The sequence below is a fragment of the Stenotrophomonas sp. GD04145 genome (assembly GCF_029835135.1).
Classification (GTDB): Bacteria; Pseudomonadota; Gammaproteobacteria; order Xanthomonadales; family Xanthomonadaceae; genus Stenotrophomonas; species Stenotrophomonas maltophilia_P.
The window spans coordinates 68,472-84,661 of sequence record NZ_JAODZG010000009.1 but is presented as its reverse complement, the minus strand read 5'-3'; the positions used below and the strand labels follow the sequence as shown (position 1 = coordinate 84,661).

The window sequence follows — 16,190 nt, the reverse complement described above, 5'->3', positions numbered from 1 at the left end:
CCTAGGCCGCAGCAGACCTCGAGCCTGCTGCGGTCAATTGGTTTTGGGGCAGACTACGCCGATGGCCTAAATTCCCCTAGGTCAGTGAGTCTAGCCCGTCCCTTCTAGACGCCTTAGGCCACTTCAAGTTGATGTATCGTCCGCACAGAAGATCCCATGCATCGCGCCCAGCAGTGCTGCAACGCGCGGGTCTGCCATGCGGTAGACGATCGACCGCGATTCCCGTCGGGTCGCTACAAGCTTTCGTTGGCGGAGTTCGGCCAGTTGCTGGGAGAGCGCCGGCTGTCGGATGCCGGTGGCGTCCTCCAGTCCGCTCACCGTCATTTCACCTTGGGCGAGCTGGCACAGCAGCAACAGGCGGGAGGGAGTGGCCATGAAGCGCAGCAACTCGGCCACTTCGGGCACGCGCTCCTTCATCGTGGCTAGGTCTGACGGGCTGAATGGGGGGCTGGTCACGGGTAAGGGCAACTTGGCCGGGTGATGTGATGCAAACACCATGGGGAAGGCGCCCAGTCTAGCATGCTTCTATAGTTGCACACTTTATGTAACTATGTAAGTATTAAGCAACCAATCCCCCCGGAGCCAGTCGTGAACCAATCCGTAGCGGTAGACGCCCCCTTGGAGCAGGCTGTCCGCGTCGTCAACGATGCCCGTGCCGGCCTGCTCCCCTCGCCTCATGTAAAGACCTTCTTCGATCCTGCCACTTTCACTGCCAGTCACGTCGTACGCGATCCATCTTCTTCAGCGTGCGCCATCATCGACAGCGTCCTTGACTTCGACATGGCCGCAGCCCGCACCTCCACTGCCTCCGCATCGGCGTTGGTGGACTACGTGCGGACCGAGCGCCTACAGGTGCAATGGTTGCTGGAAACCCACGCGCATGCCGACCACCTCTCAGCAGCACCATGGCTGCAGGGCCAGGTGGGAGGTACGCTGGCCATCGGCGAGCGCATCACCACTGTCCAGGAAACCTTCGGCAAAGTCTTCAATGCCGGCACTGCATTCAAGCGGGATGGCAGCCAGTTTGATCGGCTGTTCGCCGATGGTGCCTCCTTCCGCATCGGTAATCTCCAGGCGATGTCGCTGCACGTGCCGGGCCACACCCCCGCTTGTATGGCGTACGTGATCGGCGACGCCGTATTTCCTGGAGACACGCTGTTCATGCCGGACTACGGCACCGCCCGCTGCGATTTTCCAGGTGGTTCCGCTCGCCAGTTGTATCGCTCGATCCAGCGCCTTATGTCCCTGCCCGACGCCACCCGCGTCTTCTTGTGCCATGACTACAAGGCCACCGGTCGAAACCATTTCGTATGGGAGACAACCATCCGTGCCGAAAGGACAACCAACCTGCATGTGCACGAGGGCGTGACCGAAGCCATGTTCGTGGAAATGCGGGAAGCCCGTGACGCGACGCTCCCGATGCCGCGACTGATCCTGCCTTCAGTGCAGGTCAACATGTGCGCCGGCCATCTGCCCGAACCCGAGGACAACGGCGTGCGCTACCTCAAGCTGCCGGTGGACCTGCTATGACGCTCTCTCATTTGGCTTGGTACTGGCCACTCGCTGGCGGTGCCATGATTGGAACAGCCGCCGGTGCCTATCTGGTCCTTCTCGGCCGCGTTGCCGGCATCTCGGGTCTACTTGCCAAGACACTGGGCATGCCGGGTGACGGCGGACGCGGGAGTGCAGCCCTATTCCTGGCGGGACTTGCCCTGGCGTCAGGCTTGGCATTGGCGGCCAGGCCCATACTATTGCCGGCGCTCTCCGCAAACGGAGCAGTGGTATTGGTGATTGCCGGACTGCTGGTGGGTTACGGAACTCGCCTTGGCGCTGGCTGTACCAGTGGGCACGGTGTCTGCGGCCTGGGCAGGGGATCGTCGCGGTCGGTGGTGGCTACCTGCGTGTTCATGCTCATGGGCATGGCCACGGCGACCCTGGTACGGATTGTGGCGGGGGGCACGGCATGATCCGTCTCGCCGCGTTCCTGTGCGGCGCACTCTTCGGACTGGGACTGGTCGTATCCGGTATGGCCAACCCAGCCCGCGTGCTTGCTTTCCTTGATGTGAGCGACGCCTGGGACCCCTCCCTGGCGCTGGTCATGCTGGGCGCACTGATCCCTTCCGGCGCAGCCTACCTGTGGATACGCGCCCGCAGAACGCCGCTGCTTGCCGTATCGCTGCACATTCCCACCCATCGCATCATCGATCGGCGCCTGGTGATCGGTGCGGCGATATTCGGCCTGGGTTGGGGTCTGGCCGGACTATGTCCCGGCCCAGCCATCGCGTTGCTGGGAACCGGCCAGCCCTTCGCGATCATCTTCGCCACGGCAATGATCGCTGGCGTGCTCCTGCATGGCCTCATTCACCGCCCCACTGCAACTACGGGAGAACCATGAACCTCAAGCCACTCTCCGCCAGCCTCAAGGTGTCCGGCCAGCTCCTGCCAAAGGACATTGAAGCCCTGAAGGAGCAGGGCTTTGCGAGCGTGATCTGCAACCGCCCCGACGATGAACAGCCGGAGCAGCCCAGTCACCATGCGCTGCAGGCCGCCTGCCACCAGGCGGGCATGCAGTTTGCCTATCTTCCTGCGCTGCCTGGCGTTATTACCGATGATCAGGTGCATACCTTTGCCAAGTTGATCGAAGCGCTGCCAAGCCCTGTTGCCGCGTACTGCAGAACCGGCACCCGTGCTGCGATGCTTTGGGCGCTGTCGGAAGTCGTTCACAATGGAGCGGCGTTTGACCACGTCCTGTCTGTTGCTTCGGATGCAGGCTATGACCTTTCTTCCATCGCAACACGGCTGCAGCAAGGCCCGGCGTCCGGCGACTGACATATGGAAGCGCTATCTCTGCTGCAGTTGGTTCTGGGCGGCCTGTCTGGCGTCCTGGTCGGCTTCGTCCTGGGCGTGGTCGGTGGGGGCGGATCCATCCTGGCGGTGCCACTGATGCTCTACGTGGTCGGAGTGGGAGATCCGCATGTGGCTATCGGCACCAGCGCCCTGGCAGTAGCGGTCAATGCGGTGTCGAATCTGGTGATACATGCCCGTAGAGGGAACGTTCGCTGGCCTTGTGCCTCGGTCTTCGCTCTGGCGGGGATCGCGGGCGCATACCTGGGTTCCAGCTTGGGCAAGGCGTTCGACGGCAGGAGCCTGTTGGCGCTGTTTGCTGTGGCTATGATCGTTGTCGGCATCGCCATGCTTCGCAGGCGCAACACGCCTGGACTCACGGACGCTCGGCTCGGCAGAGGCAACGCGCCCGCGCTGATTGGGCTGGGCGCCACCGCCGGCGGGCTTTCTGGCTTCTTTGGCATTGGCGGAGGCTTTCTCATCGTGCCCGCACTGGTGGCCGCGACGGGCATGCCGATGATCGCCGCAGTCGGAAGCTCGCTCGTCGCCGTCGCCGCATTTGGCATGACCACCGCACTGAACTACGCGCGTACAGGTCTGGTCAACTGGAAGCTCGCGGCAGTTTTCGTCGTTGCCGGCGTGGCTGGCGGTATTGCAGGTGCAGCAACTTCGACGAAGCTGGCCAACTATCGTGGAGCTCTGAACACGGTATTTGCAGTACTGATCTTCATTACTGCCGCATACATGCTGTGGAAGGTGAGCTGACCGGATGTGCTCCAGACCACAGCCGAGCACTGATAGCCAGCGCAGCGCTTCAAAGGCTTTGATAGGAAGATACTACGAACGGTGGTCCACATCTTCCAGAGTCAAATAAGATGCGACGGCTCGAAGCGCCTCGCGATCAGCTTCGAAATCCATGGCCAATAGGCCGCGCTCCAACGCGATGCGGGCATGCGCCTGTGATGCGACTCTTGTCGCTTCATTCGAGGACCCTGCCAACGCTGCGAAGGCCTTCTGCAGCCGGATACTGACCTCCAGGGACGCGGCGGCATCCCTGGCAATCGGAGTGAACGCGTCCTCAAACATGTCGCGTACGTCGAGACACTGCACGTGCACGCGCGGATACAGCACCTCGCCTGTCGCAGCGTCCCCTGCGTGGCTGGACCATGCACAGAGCAGCCTGACACATGTCCCGATGACGTCGATGCAGGTCCCAGGGTCGTTCACCGCAGGTGACATGGCTCGCTGCGCAATTTCCGCAAGCACGACCAGCCCGAACCGTGGGTCATTTTCGATGGAGCGCGCGTCGCTAAAGGAAATGGCTGAGATCACTTCACTCTGTACTTCAGGAAGTAGATTTCCCTCGATGGCTATCAACGGACGGGTTGGGGTTGCGAACGTACCCGGCTGGCAGAGCAGATGAACGCGTAGATCATGTTCCTGCGCAATGGCGTTGATCCGCCCGACATCCACGTGTTCAACGTAGGCCACCTGATCGCCGACCAGCTGCACCGCCCCCTCTCCTACCCGAACCGCACTGGCTCCGCCGAGCGAAGGCTCCTCGGCGCGGCGCTTCATTGCCACTTGGGTCGCCCGCTCCACCAGATCGATGGTTTCGCCGACGCGGCCAAAGCGTGAGAACTGCTCGATAGCCCGGAGCAACGTCACTGTGATGACGATGATGACCGCGATGGTTGCCCCGAACAGTACAAGCCGGCCGCTATCTCCGTAGATGCCAGTGCTGAGCGCGATGAGGCCCACGATCGAGAACAGGAAGGCACCAATGAAGGTGGCCAGCGCACCTTGGGCCCGGGTGTCTTCGATCAGCAGGCGGGCCGCGCGCGGGGTGGCGCTGTTGGACGCGGACCCGTATGCCGAGACCATGGTGGACAGCGAGAAGGTGGTTACCGTCAGCATCGACGCGGCAAGAATGCCAAGAATGTTGCCGACGGAATCTGCGCCGATCCGTGCGGCAAGGCCGACGGGAATGAGGAACTTCAGGAACGCGCCCGCCAACGCCGTGATGATGCCTAGGGCGCCATACAGGGTCGAGCGGAACCACATCCGCTTTGTAACTTTGCTGGCTGCAAGCCTCAATCTGGTGAGCATGGGCTACTTCCTGGGAAGTTCGACCATCAATAGCACGGCCGGGCGCCGAGGCCACGTCAACGCAGGGTCATGCCCGACCCAAGGCAGATGCCGCTACTCCGGGCGGCATCTGTGTGCAGATTCTACGAGCGCACCTTGTCCAGGAACTGACGGTGGCGCTCGTATTGATCGAGCACATCGTGGATGAGTTGAACCTTGGTCCATCCCATGACGTCGTAGTCCTGCCCGCCCTCCCGCAGATAGACCTCCGCACGGTAATGACGGGTACCCTCGCTGACCGGCCGACGAGGATCCTGCAGGGCGAACGTCGGCGGCTCATAGGGCTGGGGCCGTACCGAGTAGAAGAAGTCCATCTCCTCGCCATGGCCAACCTGCAGCCACGCACGACCATCCTCCCCCTTGGAGACTTGGACCGGCAGATCCTGCTTGCGCAGCTCAGCCGCAACCTCTTCCAATGCCGGGATGACACGCTGCTCGATGAAGCCGGTCACCTCGATCTTCAACGGATTGTGCGCCAGCAGGCGCAGGCGCGCCCGCCAATCCTCGCTGGTACCCGGCAAGATACGTGCCTCGCGCAGGATCGAGCGCTTGGTTGCATCCAGATGCATGGCCTTCAGCAGTCCCCAGCACATCAGGATCATGACGATCGTAAATGGCAACGCACTGGCAATGGTGGCCGCCTGCAATGATTCCAAGCCGCCGGCCACCAGCAGGGCAATCGCAAGGCCGCCGACCAGCAGCGCCCAGAAGATCCGCTGCCAGACCGGCGATTCCTCCTCACCCTTCGAGGTAAGCATGTCGATTACCAGGGCACCGGAGTCCGCTGAGGTTACGAAGAACAGCGCAACCAGGATGACCGCCAGCGAAGAGGTCAGCATGGTCAGCGGCAGGTGCTCCAGGAACTCGAAGAGCGCCATCGAGCTGTCGGTTGAGACCGCCTGCACCAACTGCTGGATGCCCTCCGTCCGCACCATGTGCAACGCGGTGTTGCCGTAGATGGTCATCCACAGGAATGTGAAGCCAAGCGGTACGAGCAGCACCCCTACCACGAACTCACGGACGGTGCGTCCACGTGAGATGCGCGCGATGAACATGCCAACGAAGGGCGACCACGCAATCCACCAGCCCCAGTAGAACAGCGTCCAGCCACCCAGCCAACCCGTGGGTTCGTAGGCATAAAGGTTGAAGGTCATCGAGAACAGTTGGGAAACGTACATGCCGGTGTTCTGCACCAGCGCCTGCATCAGGTGAACGGTGGGTCCACAGACCAGCACGAAGGCCAGCAGCGCCGCCGCCAGGATCATGTTGAGCTCGGACAACCTGCGTACGCCGCTGTCCAGGCCAGCCACGACCGATCCGGTGGCCACCAGTGTGATGACGGTGATCAAGCCAACCTGGGCGAGCGTACTGACCTCCAGGCCGAACAGGTAGTTCAGGCCGGCGTTGATCTGCATGACGCCCAGTCCCAGCGAGGTGGCCAGGCCGAAGATGGTACCCAGTGCGGCAAACGTGTCTACGGCATGTCCCAACGGGCCGTGGATACGGTCGCCGATGAGCGGATACAGCGCGGAGCGGACACGCAGCGGGAGATTGTGTCGGTACGCAAAGTACGCCAGCGACAGCGCTACCACCGCGTAGATCGCCCATGCGTGGATGCCCCAGTGGAAGAAGGTGATGCGCATTGCCTGGCGGGCAGCGGCGGCGGACTCAGGCGAACCAACCGGCGGCGTGGCGTAGTGCATGATGGGCTCGGCAACGCCGAAGAACATCAGACCGATGCCCATGCCCGCAGCGAACAACATTGCGAACCAGGAGCCGTAGCTGTAGTCCGGCGTACTGTGGTCAGGGCCGAGCTTGATGCGGCCGTAACTGCTGATGGCGACGCCGACGACGAAGACCAGGAAGCCGGCTACTGCAAGGATGGTGAACCAACCTGCATCATTGGCGGCCCATGACTTGGCCGCGGTGAACCACCGCGTGGCCATTTCGGGCGCGAAGGCGGCAAGCGCCAGCAGCGCGATGACGATGGCTGCCGTGGGAATGAACACCTGCGAAAGGATCCGCTGGCGAACGGGGGGATGTTGCGGAGCCGTGCTCTGCATGGATACCTCCGTGTTATTGGGTGGAAAAATCTGCGGCTTGCGCGAGGCCGATCAGAAGTAGAAGCCGATATTGAGGTTCAGCCGCGAATGCCAGCTGGAAAGGCCTCCTTCGTCGATGCCGATACCATCACCACCGGCAAACCACATGTTGCGGCCAGCGATCCAGTCGACATAGGTGAGCATGATGCCTTTCTGCAGGCTGCAACCGGTCACGTTCTGCCACGAATCACGAAGGCCCGCGCGGTGCCCGACCGGGCGGGTCATGCTGAGGTTGTTATAGCAGGTGATGTCATCCAGCCAGCCCTTCTGGCCGAACGAATAGGCGATGTTGGCGCTTGGCACATCCGCCTGCGCTGCAACCTGGAAGGGGGATTGGAACGCCGACATTGCGATGCGATCTCCGGGCACGTCATACCGGTACCGCGCCCACTGCAACTGCGCGGTCCAACCATCGCGCTGCCACTGTGCGTGGAGGGCCGCGCCCTGATGACCGTATTGACGCCGTGTCTGAGTGTTCTGCACTTTGCCAGCAAACGCTGATGCGCCCAGCAACAGTTCGCCGCCGCCCCAGTCGTGCGCGCTCTCCACGCGTGCATGCAGTCGTTGCCGCTCGCGATACGGCAATGCCTCGGTCTGCGCGACATCAAAGGAGTAGCGATCGTAGCGAGCCCCGGACCCGTATTCGTCTCCGGAGAACCAGCCAAGATGCCAAGTTGTGCTGCCGCTGCGGTGAATCACCACAAGGCCCGGATCGTAATCATCCTCGATGCCCAGGTAGTAGCCGGAGCCGAACCAGAAACTCTGCGAAACGGTGGGGAGCAGCCCGAACGGGACTTGCTGGATACCTGCCTTGAGCTGGGTAGCATCGGAGAACTGCCAGCCCGCGTAGGCGTGATGCACGGCGTCGAAGCCATCGTACCAGCGGTATTGGGCAGAGAAGGAAAACGGTCCGGTTCCAGCGTCAAGGTCTGCACGCAGCAGTTCAAGCTGCAGGCGGCTGGACGGCCCGTAGTCGAGCCAGCCATAGTTGAACCTGACGGCGCCTCCTGGATCAAAGTAAGGATCTCTATGTAGGTTATCCTCAGAAGCATCTGCAGCCAGCGAAGTTCCCGCCAACGCGGCAGCGACAATGAAGGGAATTGATCTCACGGTTATGCGCCTTGCCTCCCTGATCTGCTACGGAAAGCGCTTGAGTCTAACGTCGATTCATCCAATGCCTCAAACTGGCGATCTCAAAGAACTCTTGGCGACGCCACAGCAATCACTCACGGCGCGTCTTTAGTCCTCAGGTCCATATGCCACGTGAAAATCATGTGTAGTGAGAGAGTAGCTAACACGATCCACTTTTTAGTAGTCGATCCTGAGATTGAGCGACTCATAGTGGACATGGAGTGACACGCAATGTCATTTGAGAATAGGCTAGGGCCTCGACATCGGGGAAGAATTCATGACTATTGATATCAGCGGCCTTTCTGCCAAGGAACTTCGCTCACTGATTGCTCAGGCGGAGAAGCAGCAGTCCAAGGTGCTGTCACGCCCTAAGGCCACAGCGATGCGCGCCAAGATCAACAAGTACGTCAAGGATCATGGATACACGATAGAGGAACTCTACGGCGCTTCAGTGATCGTGCCCTCCGAAACCGCCAAGAAGCGAGGTGATCGGAGGCCTGCCAAATCGACAGGGTCCAAGATCGCTCCCAAGTACCGCAATCCTGCAGTGCGCGGCCAGACGTGGTCCGGTCGAGGGCGGCAACCGCGATGGATAGCCGAGCTGGTAGCAAGTGGAAAATCACTGAATGACTTCCTGATCAAGTAGTGATAGCGAGGTAGCCGCACACCGGTACCGCAGCAAGTCCTGAGAATCATTAGTCATCAGATCGAACAGGATGCTGGTGCGCGGAATGCCCTTCCAGGTAGGCGATCAAAGATTTCAGCTAGTCGCAGTTGATGTGACAGCGGGCGAACAGCAGGCGCTCCCCCTTGCCTTTGGAGAGTGGGCTCAGGCAGCAATGATTGCAGTATCCACTTCTGGCCGACAGCTGCCCTCCGATCTGGCAGGATCCGCTTCCTAGCGGGGATTCGACGCTGCCCGGTCTCGCCGCGCTCGCAGATCCGGGTCATCATCGAACATTCCAACCGCATGGCGGCGCGCGTAGCCGAACTGGTGCAGCGCCAACGCGACCTGACCCATGCGATTTACCTGCCCAGGCGGCCAGCAGGCCAAGCCAGCCGGCGCGGGCCAAGCCCAGCAACACCCCAACCTGGCTGCTGGCTGGGCCTGGAAGCAACTGGCACAAGGCCACCAGATCCGAGTAGCTACGGTCCGTCAGCCACCGGCGGCGCTCGACAAACTCGAGGCGGAAGTAGCTCAGATGGGCAATCGGGCCACCGAACGAGGTCAGTCCCAGTCATAGGAACACCAGAAAGTCACGCCACGCACTTTCGCTTTTTGCGGGATGGAGCGTCGGCATGGGGCAGGATCTCCTGTTGTTCTCAAAGGCGGCCAGCCCGGCCCAGCACCCAGATTAGGTCGCCGGGCCTCCCCTGTGCTCGGCCACCAACTCTCCATCTTCCTTCCGGAATGGTCCGGGAAGCTTCGGCAGGATATCCAGCACCAGTTCGGAAGGCCGGCACAGGCGCGTGCCATTATCGGTTTGCACGAAAGGACGATTGATGAGTATTGGGTGCGCCAGCATGGCATCAAGCAACGCGTCGTCGCTCAGTGCCGCATCGCCCAGTGCTAGCTCGTCATAAGGAGTGCCCTTCTGCCGGATGGCGTCGCGCACGCTCAAGCCCGCGGCCCTAATGAGGTCGACCAGGCGCGCGCGGCTGGGCGGGTGGGCCAGGTAGTCGATCACTTCCGGCTCGATCCCGGCGAAGCGGATCATCGCCAGAGTGTTGCGCGAGGTGCCGCACTTGGGGTTGTGGTAGATGACCGCGTTCACGCACTTTCCTCCTCGTTAAAAACAGTTTCCACCACCCCTGCAGCGGCCGCCAGCGCCGCCGCCTCGATGGCCCCCTTGCGCTCGCTGTAACGGTCCACCAGGTAGTCGCTGCGCCCACGCACCAGCAGGGTGAACTTGACCAGTTCCTCCATGACGTCCACCACGCGATCGTAGTACGCCGAAGGCTTCATTCGACCTTCGTCGTCGAACTCCTGCCAGGCCTTGGCGACCGAGGACTGGTTGGGGATCGTCACCATCCGCATCCACCGGCCGAGCACACGCAGCGCGTTGACGACGTTGAACGACTGCGAACCGCCGCAGACCTGCATCACGGCCAGCGTGCGGCCTTGGGTGGGGCGCACGCTGCCCTCTTCCAGTGGCAGCCAGTCGATCTGGTTCTTGAATACCGCGGTAAGGGTGCCATGGCGTTCCGGGCTGACCCACACGTGGCCCTCCGACCACAGCGAGGCCTGGCGCAGCTCCTGCACCTTTGGGTGGGTGGCTGGCACCGAGTCAAGCATCGGCAGCTCGTGTGGATCGAACAGGCGGGTTTCCGCCCCGAGCTGTTCCAGCAGCCGCTGCGCCTCCAGCGCCAGCTTGCGGCTGAACGACTGAGGCCGCAGCGAGCCGTACAGGATCAGGATGCGCGGGCGGTGCGGCTGCGCGGCCGGGTCGTTGAGCTTGGTGGCCGTCGGAATGTCCAAGGCACCTGGGACCAAGTTGGGGATCTGCTGCACGGGGTTGTCCTACGGAATCGATTCTATTATTCTAGAATCATGGAACATAAAACTGCAACCCACGCTCTTGCTGCCTTGGGCCACGCCACCCGCCTGTCGATCTTCCGCCTGCTTGTACAGGCCGGCAGCGGCGGCAAGCTGGCCGGTGACATTGCCCAGACGCTCTGCTTGCCTGGCGCCACGCTCTCCTTCCACCTGAAGGAACTGTTGGCTGCGGGCCTGATCAGCGCCGAGCAACGTGGTCGGACGATCTGCTACCGGGCCGAGTTCGAGGCGATGACCGCATTGGTGGCCTATCTCACGGAGAACTGTTGTGCCGACGAACAGGCCTGCGAACGACCCGTTGGCTGCTGACCAACCCACCTTAGAGATCGCTCAGATGACCCGTCGCGTCCTGTTCTTGTGTACCGGTAATTCCGCTCGCAGCGTGTTGGCCGAATCGACCCTGAAGAAGTGGGGCCAAGGCCGCTACGAGTCCTTCAGCGCCGGCAGCCAGCCGGCCGGCCGTGTCAACCCGTTTGCCATTGCTCAGTTGAAGCGCGAGGGTTTCCCGGTGGACGGCCTTCGCAGCAAGTCGTGGGACGAGTTCGCCGAAGCGGATGCCGCGCCGATGGATCTGATCGTCACCGTCTGCGACAGCGCGGCGGTCGAGGCATGCCCGGTAGTGTTCGGCGACTTTGTACGGGTGCACTGGGGCCTGTTCGATCCGGCCGGCGTTGAAGGCTCGGACGGAGAGAAAGCCGAAGCCTTCGATCGCGCGCACCAGATCATCAAGGCGCGCCTGAGGGCCTTCCTGGAGATCTCCGACAGCGTCTGGGATGACAGCGAGGCCCTCAAGGCCCGGCTCGACCCGATCGCACAGATCAACTGACCGTCCTTCCGGAAATCCCCATGACCACTGATACCTCCCGCCTGTCCTTCCTGGACCGGTATCTCACGCTCTGGATCTTCGCCGCCATGGCGCTCGGCGTCGGCATGGGGGCGTTGTTCGAGGGTGTGCCCAGCGCGTTGAACAGCCTCTCCATAGGGTCGACCAACATCCCGATCGCGATTGGTCTGATCCTGATGATGTATCCGCCGCTGGCCAAGGTGAAGTACGAGGAACTGCCGCGGGTCTTCGCCGACAAACGGGTACTGATGCTCTCGCTGCTGCAGAACTGGATCGTCGGTCCGTTCCTGATGTTCGGCCTGGCCGTGCTGTTCCTGCGCGATTACCCCGAGTACATGACCGGCCTGATCCTGATCGGGCTGGCACGCTGCATCGCCATGGTGCTGGTCTGGAATCAGCTTGCCCGCGGTGACGGCCAGTACGTCGCTGGGCTGGTGGCATTCAACTCGATCTTCCAGATTGCGCTGTTCAGCGTCTACGCGTGGTTCTTCCTGTCCTGGTTGCCGCCGGTGTTCGGTCTGCAGGGCAGCGTCATCGATGTCAGTTTCTGGACCATCGCCGAGGCTGTTCTGATCTACCTTGGTATCCCGTTCCTGGCGGGCTTCCTCACCCGCCGATGGTTGAAGGCGCGCAAGGGCGTGCAATGGTATGAAGAGACGTTCCTGCCCGCCATCAGCCCGGTAACCCTCGCCGCACTGCTGTTTACCATCGTGGCGATGTTCAGCCTGAAGGGAGGCGATGTGCTGAGGATTCCGATGGACGCGGTACGCATCGCGATCCCGCTGACGTTGTACTTCATCATCCAGTTCGTCATCAGTTTCTTCATGGGCAACCTGATCGCCAAAGACTACCCCCGCACCACCGCGATCGCGTTCACCGCAGCAGGCAACAACTTCGAACTGGCCATCGCCGTGGCGATCGCGGCGTTCGGGCTGGCTTCCCCGGTAGCCTTCGCGGCTGTTATCGGCCCGCTGGTGGAAGTGCCCGTGCTGATTCTGCTGGTCCACGTCGCCCTGCGCCTGGGCAAAAGCTACTTTCCTGCCGATGCACGGAGCCGCTGAACCGCCTAGGTGCTGCAGCATGAGGAAGTCCCGATGGACAGCGTCGATGTCGTGGTGATCGGAGGTGGCCAGGCGGGTCTTTCGGCTGGCTACTTCCTGCGTCGCAGCGGGCTGTCCTATGTGATTCTTGATGCCGAAACGTCACCTGGCGGGGCGTGGCAGCATGCGTGGAAATCCCTGCATCTGTTCTCGCCGGCGGGCTGGAGCTCGATTCCCGGTTGGCCGATGCCTGCTACCCGGGAACCGTGCCCGTCGCAGGCGGAAGTGCTCGACTACCTCGCGCGCTACGAGCATAAGTATGCGCTGCCTGTCATCCGTCCCGTGCAGGTAAAACGCATCAGCCGCTCGGGGAGCCGGCTGCGGGTGGAAGCAGATGACGGCCGGCAGTGGCAGACACATGCAGTGATCAGCGCCACGGGTACGTGGCGGCATCCCTGCACGCCCGGATATGAAGGTCTGAACGCTTTCGGCGGCGTGCAGCTGCACTCGGCCCACTACAGCCATCCCGAACCCTTCGCCGGAATGCGCGTGGCCATCATCGGCAGCGGCAACTCAGGCGCACAGATTCTGGCCGAGGTCTCCAAGGTGGCCAAGACCACGTGGATCACCCAGCGGGTGCCAGCCTTCCTGGCCGACGATGTCGACGGGCGCATTCTGTTCGCACGCGCAACCGAGAAGTGGAGGGCTCAGCAGGAAGGACGCGAGCCGGATATTCAGCGGGATGGTTTTGGCGACATCGTGATGGTGCCGCCGGTGGTGGACGCACGGCGCCGCGGCGTACTGGTCTCCATGCCGCCACCCGTCCGTTTCACCGCCACCGGCATGCAGTGGGCAGATGGCAGCGAACGCAACTTCGACGCGGTGATATGGTGCACCGGCTTCCGGCCGGTATTGTCGCACCTGGAAGGACTGGGCATTGTCAACGCTCGTGGTCGGATCGACGTGGATGACACCCAGGTTCGGTCGGTCGCAGCGCCATCGATTTGGCTGCTTGGCTATGGCGACTGGAATGGCGCAGCATCGGCCACGCTGATCGGGGTGACCCGATACGCGCGCGAGGCAGTTAGGCAGATCAGCGACTACATCGGGGAGGCTTCTCCGGTGTTATCTGGCGCGTGAGCCTCGGCGCCATTGCCCAGCGCCCGCACCTGCGATTGCAGGGCCATGCGGTCCAGCGCTTCAGGCTTAAGCGCCAACAGCAATCCGAGACGGTGCTGGAGCTGGTGAAGCGTGCTCAGGAACGCCTTATGGACCTGATCAGCACTGCCCTGCACTGCGGCCGGGTCGGGGATGCCCCAGTGGGCGGTAGCCGGGTGGCCTGGCCACACGGGACACGCTTCACCCGCGGCACGATCGCACACCGTTACGATGAGATCCATCTGCGGTGCTTCCGGACCTGCGAATGCATCCCACGGCTTGCTCGACAGCCCGGCAACGTCGAAGCCAATCTCCGAGAGCACCTGCAGGGCCACCGGATGAACTACGCCCTTGGGATGACTGCCCGCACTGTAAGCGCGGATACGTTCACGCCCTAAATGGCTGGCCAGTGCTTCGGCAAGAATGCTGCGCGCCGAGTTGCCTGTGCAAAGGAACAGAACATTCAGGGGACGCATGTCATCGCAACCATTTATCTAGAATAATCGAAGTATTGCCTTGCCATATGTCAACTCGATGACTGCCGAAAAGGAAGCGGGCACCCCTCGGTGCCCGCTTCGCTCATCTGTTCAATGACCCGACGACCGTGTGGCGCCTGGCGTACGATGCTTTCCCAAGCGGTCTACCAAGGTCTCACTTGCATCGTTGAGACCGAACACCTCAACGGTCGCGCCGTGCTCGCGCAGCTTCATCACTACCCGGTCGAGCGCATCAACGGCGGTCAGGTCCCAGAAGTGGGCGTCCTTCAGATCGATGATGACCTCCTTGGGGACATCCAGATAGTTGAAGCTACTCACGAACTGTCCGGCAGACGCAAAGAACACCTGCCCCTTCACAACGTAGACGCGCGAGTCGGTCTCGACCTGGGTGTCGTCGATGATCAGCATCTTGCCGACCTTGCGGGTGAAGAACACCGCCGACAGGATCACGCCTGTCAACACGCCTTTGGCGAGGTCGTGGGTAGCCACGGTCACGATGACCGTGCCAATCATCACGACCGAAGAGCTCTTGGGATGAATGGCCAGCTCGCGCAGCGAGCGCCAGCTGAAGGTGCCGATGCTGACCATGATCATCACCGCGACCAGTGCGGCCATTGGAATCTGACTCACCAGGTTTGACCCATAAACAACCAGAAGGAGCAAAACCACGCCGGCCACAAGGCACGAGAGACGGCCCCGGCCACCGGAAGTGATGTTGATCACCGACTGGCCGATCATTGCACAGCCTGCCATGCCCCCAAAGAAGCCCGTTACGGTGTTAGCCAAGCCTTGGCCAGCACATTCGCGATTCTTCTGGCTCGGGGTATCGGTCATGTCTTCGACGATCTGCGCGGTCATCAGCGATTCCAACAAGCCAACGACCGCCAAAGTCGCCGAAACCGGCAGCAGGATCTGGAGTGTTTCCCAGGTGAATGGCACATCCGGAATCAGGAACGACGGCAGGCTGTCAGGCAGCGCCCCCATGTCGCCTACGGTCCGTACCTGGAAGCCGAAATACATGGAAGCGGCCGTGAGAACCACGATCGCCACCAATGCCGAAGGAACGGCTTTGGTCAGCAGCGGCAGCAGGTAGATGATTGCCAGACCCACAGCACAGATCGCATACACCATCCACGGCATGCCGATGAGCTCGGGAAGCTGCGCCATGAAAATGAGAATCGCCAGTGCATTCACAAATCCGGTCACCACCGAGCGCGACACAAAGCGCATCAGCGAGCCCAACCGCAGGGCGCCGGCCAGCATCTGCAGGACGCCGGCCAGGATGGTGGCGGCAAACAGATACTGAATGCCGTGCTCGCGCACCAGCGTGACCATCACCAACGCCATGGCGCCGGTCGCAGCCGAGATCATGCCAGGGCGGCCACCGGCGATGGCGGTGATGACGGCGATGCAGAACGAGGCATACAAACCTACCTTTGGGTCGACGCCGGCGATGATGGAAAACGCGATTGCCTCAGGAATCAGGGCTAGCGCAACGACAATGCCCGACAGCAGGTCACCACGGATGTTACCGAGCCATTGCTGGCGCAGGGGATAAATTGCAGGCATAGAAAATGATCTCCGCGCACAGCAGTGCGCGCCAAACGAAAGAAACAGGCACCCTTCCAGACCTAAGTGTCTGGGTCGCTTCTTCAATCAAGCGTCAGGGTGGAGTCATCGCTAGCCGATCCGTTGGGTATTTGACGGTATATTGTAGACTGGCATAGCGCCTGAGGGGAAATCCGGCCGGCATCGCGGTCGCCTCGGTGCACTCTCAAGGGTAGCTTCCCAGATCCCAAGATCATTTCGCAGGCGAAGTCGACAAGCTGGTAGGCAGTTGATCAGATTGAATTGAGCTCTGACCGAATC

At 61.7% G+C, this 16,190-nt stretch carries 18 protein-coding genes and 1 pseudogene; 10 read left to right on the top strand and 9 right to left on the bottom strand.

Translation table 11 applies throughout. The annotated features are described in order from the left end of the window. Nucleotides 1-123 precede the first annotated feature (123 nt). Nucleotides 124-417, bottom strand: coding sequence for a metalloregulator ArsR/SmtB family transcription factor (locus N7367_RS07420; RefSeq protein ID WP_021202108.1), 294 nt, complete (start codon nt 415-417; stop codon nt 124-126). Between the two features lie 243 nt (nt 418-660). On the opposite strand from N7367_RS07420, the gene N7367_RS07415 reads away from it, so the two are divergent. From N7367_RS07415 to N7367_RS07395, 5 genes are read left to right on the top strand one after another with little or no spacing between them, the layout of a single operon-like run. After that, the gene (locus N7367_RS07415) at nt 661-1,530 is read left to right on the top strand and encodes an MBL fold metallo-hydrolase (protein ID WP_199849323.1); all 870 of its coding nucleotides are present in this window, start codon (nt 661-663) and stop codon (nt 1,528-1,530) included. Next, entirely contained in the window at nt 1,527-1,967 is a 441-nt protein-coding gene (locus N7367_RS07410; protein WP_100441042.1) for a hypothetical protein, read from the top strand. Before N7367_RS07415 ends, N7367_RS07410 begins: the two co-directional genes overlap by 4 nt. Next, entirely contained in the window at nt 1,964-2,395 is a 432-nt protein-coding gene (locus tag N7367_RS07405; RefSeq protein ID WP_100441041.1) for a YeeE/YedE family protein, read from the top strand. Before N7367_RS07410 ends, N7367_RS07405 begins: the two co-directional genes overlap by 4 nt. Continuing rightward, nucleotides 2,392-2,829 (top strand): TIGR01244 family sulfur transferase, encoded by a 438-nt coding sequence (locus tag N7367_RS07400; RefSeq protein WP_065178729.1) that lies wholly within the window; start codon nt 2,392-2,394, stop codon nt 2,827-2,829. The genes N7367_RS07405 and N7367_RS07400 overlap by 4 nt, the downstream gene beginning before the upstream one ends. Nucleotides 2,830-2,847: 18 nt before the next feature. After that, nucleotides 2,848-3,609 (top strand): sulfite exporter TauE/SafE family protein, encoded by a 762-nt coding sequence (locus tag N7367_RS07395; RefSeq protein WP_080353444.1) that lies wholly within the window; start codon nt 2,848-2,850, stop codon nt 3,607-3,609. Between the two features lie 72 nt (nt 3,610-3,681). Here N7367_RS07395 and N7367_RS07390 read toward each other — a convergent pair whose 3' ends face one another. The 3 genes from N7367_RS07390 to N7367_RS07380 form a co-directional block, all read right to left on the bottom strand. Next, complete coding sequence (locus N7367_RS07390) at nt 3,682-4,953, bottom strand: DUF2254 domain-containing protein (RefSeq protein WP_005420848.1); 1,272 nt, start codon at nt 4,951-4,953, stop codon at nt 3,682-3,684. Nucleotides 4,954-5,075: 122 nt separating this feature from the next. Further along, nucleotides 5,076-7,055 carry a choline BCCT transporter BetT gene (gene betT, locus N7367_RS07385; RefSeq protein ID WP_100441040.1) on the bottom strand — a complete coding sequence of 660 codons (1,980 nt, stop codon included), beginning with the start codon at nt 7,053-7,055 and terminating at the stop codon, nt 5,076-5,078. Between the two features lie 51 nt (nt 7,056-7,106). Beyond that, nucleotides 7,107-8,204, bottom strand: coding sequence for a hypothetical protein (locus N7367_RS07380; RefSeq protein WP_100441039.1), 1,098 nt, complete (start codon nt 8,202-8,204; stop codon nt 7,107-7,109). Between the two features lie 298 nt (nt 8,205-8,502). On the opposite strand from N7367_RS07380, the gene N7367_RS07375 reads away from it, so the two are divergent. Continuing rightward, nucleotides 8,503-8,871, top strand: coding sequence for an H-NS histone family protein (locus N7367_RS07375; protein WP_100441038.1), 369 nt, complete (start codon nt 8,503-8,505; stop codon nt 8,869-8,871). 382 nt (nt 8,872-9,253) lie between these two features. Here N7367_RS07375 and N7367_RS07370 read toward each other — a convergent pair. From N7367_RS07370 to arsH, 3 genes and pseudogenes are all read right to left on the bottom strand, one after another. Continuing rightward, a pseudogene (locus tag N7367_RS07370) lies at nt 9,254-9,463 on the bottom strand (chromate transporter); the annotation flags it as partial. A gap of 117 nt (nt 9,464-9,580) precedes the next feature. Further along, nucleotides 9,581-10,000 carry an arsenate reductase (glutaredoxin) gene (gene arsC / locus N7367_RS07365; protein WP_065178723.1) on the bottom strand — a complete coding sequence of 140 codons (420 nt, stop codon included), beginning with the start codon at nt 9,998-10,000 and terminating at the stop codon, nt 9,581-9,583. After that, nucleotides 9,997-10,737 carry an arsenical resistance protein ArsH gene (gene arsH, locus N7367_RS07360; protein ID WP_065178722.1) on the bottom strand — a complete coding sequence of 247 codons (741 nt, stop codon included), beginning with the start codon at nt 10,735-10,737 and terminating at the stop codon, nt 9,997-9,999. The genes arsC and arsH overlap by 4 nt, the downstream gene beginning before the upstream one ends. 39 nt (nt 10,738-10,776) lie before the next feature. Between arsH and N7367_RS07355 the strand changes: the two genes are divergently transcribed. From N7367_RS07355 to N7367_RS07340, 4 genes are read left to right on the top strand one after another with little or no spacing between them, the layout of a single operon-like run. Next, a complete protein-coding gene (locus N7367_RS07355; protein ID WP_100441037.1) occupies nt 10,777-11,091 on the top strand; it encodes a metalloregulator ArsR/SmtB family transcription factor in 315 nt (104 codons plus the stop codon). A 25-nt stretch (nt 11,092-11,116) separates the two neighbouring features. Further along, nucleotides 11,117-11,608, top strand: a complete 492-nt coding sequence (locus tag N7367_RS07350) for an arsenate reductase ArsC (protein ID WP_100441036.1) — start codon at nt 11,117-11,119, stop codon at nt 11,606-11,608. 20 nt (nt 11,609-11,628) lie between these two features. Further along, a complete protein-coding gene (arsB, locus tag N7367_RS07345; RefSeq protein ID WP_100441035.1) occupies nt 11,629-12,687 on the top strand; it encodes an ACR3 family arsenite efflux transporter in 1,059 nt (352 codons plus the stop codon). A 33-nt stretch (nt 12,688-12,720) separates the two neighbouring features. Continuing rightward, a complete protein-coding gene (locus tag N7367_RS07340) occupies nt 12,721-13,806 on the top strand; it encodes an ArsO family NAD(P)H-dependent flavin-containing monooxygenase (protein WP_100441034.1) in 1,086 nt (361 codons plus the stop codon). Here N7367_RS07340 and N7367_RS07335 read toward each other — a convergent pair. Beyond that, nucleotides 13,767-14,300 (bottom strand): arsenate reductase ArsC, encoded by a 534-nt coding sequence (locus N7367_RS07335; protein ID WP_072167338.1) that lies wholly within the window; start codon nt 14,298-14,300, stop codon nt 13,767-13,769. The two genes, N7367_RS07340 and N7367_RS07335, sit on opposite strands and share 40 nt — an antisense overlap. 111 nt (nt 14,301-14,411) lie before the next feature. Beyond that, nucleotides 14,412-15,890: a SulP family inorganic anion transporter gene (locus tag N7367_RS07330; RefSeq protein ID WP_100441033.1), complete on the bottom strand. Its 1,479-nt coding sequence runs from the start codon at nt 15,888-15,890 to the stop codon at nt 14,412-14,414. Nucleotides 15,891-16,190 lie beyond the last annotated feature (300 nt).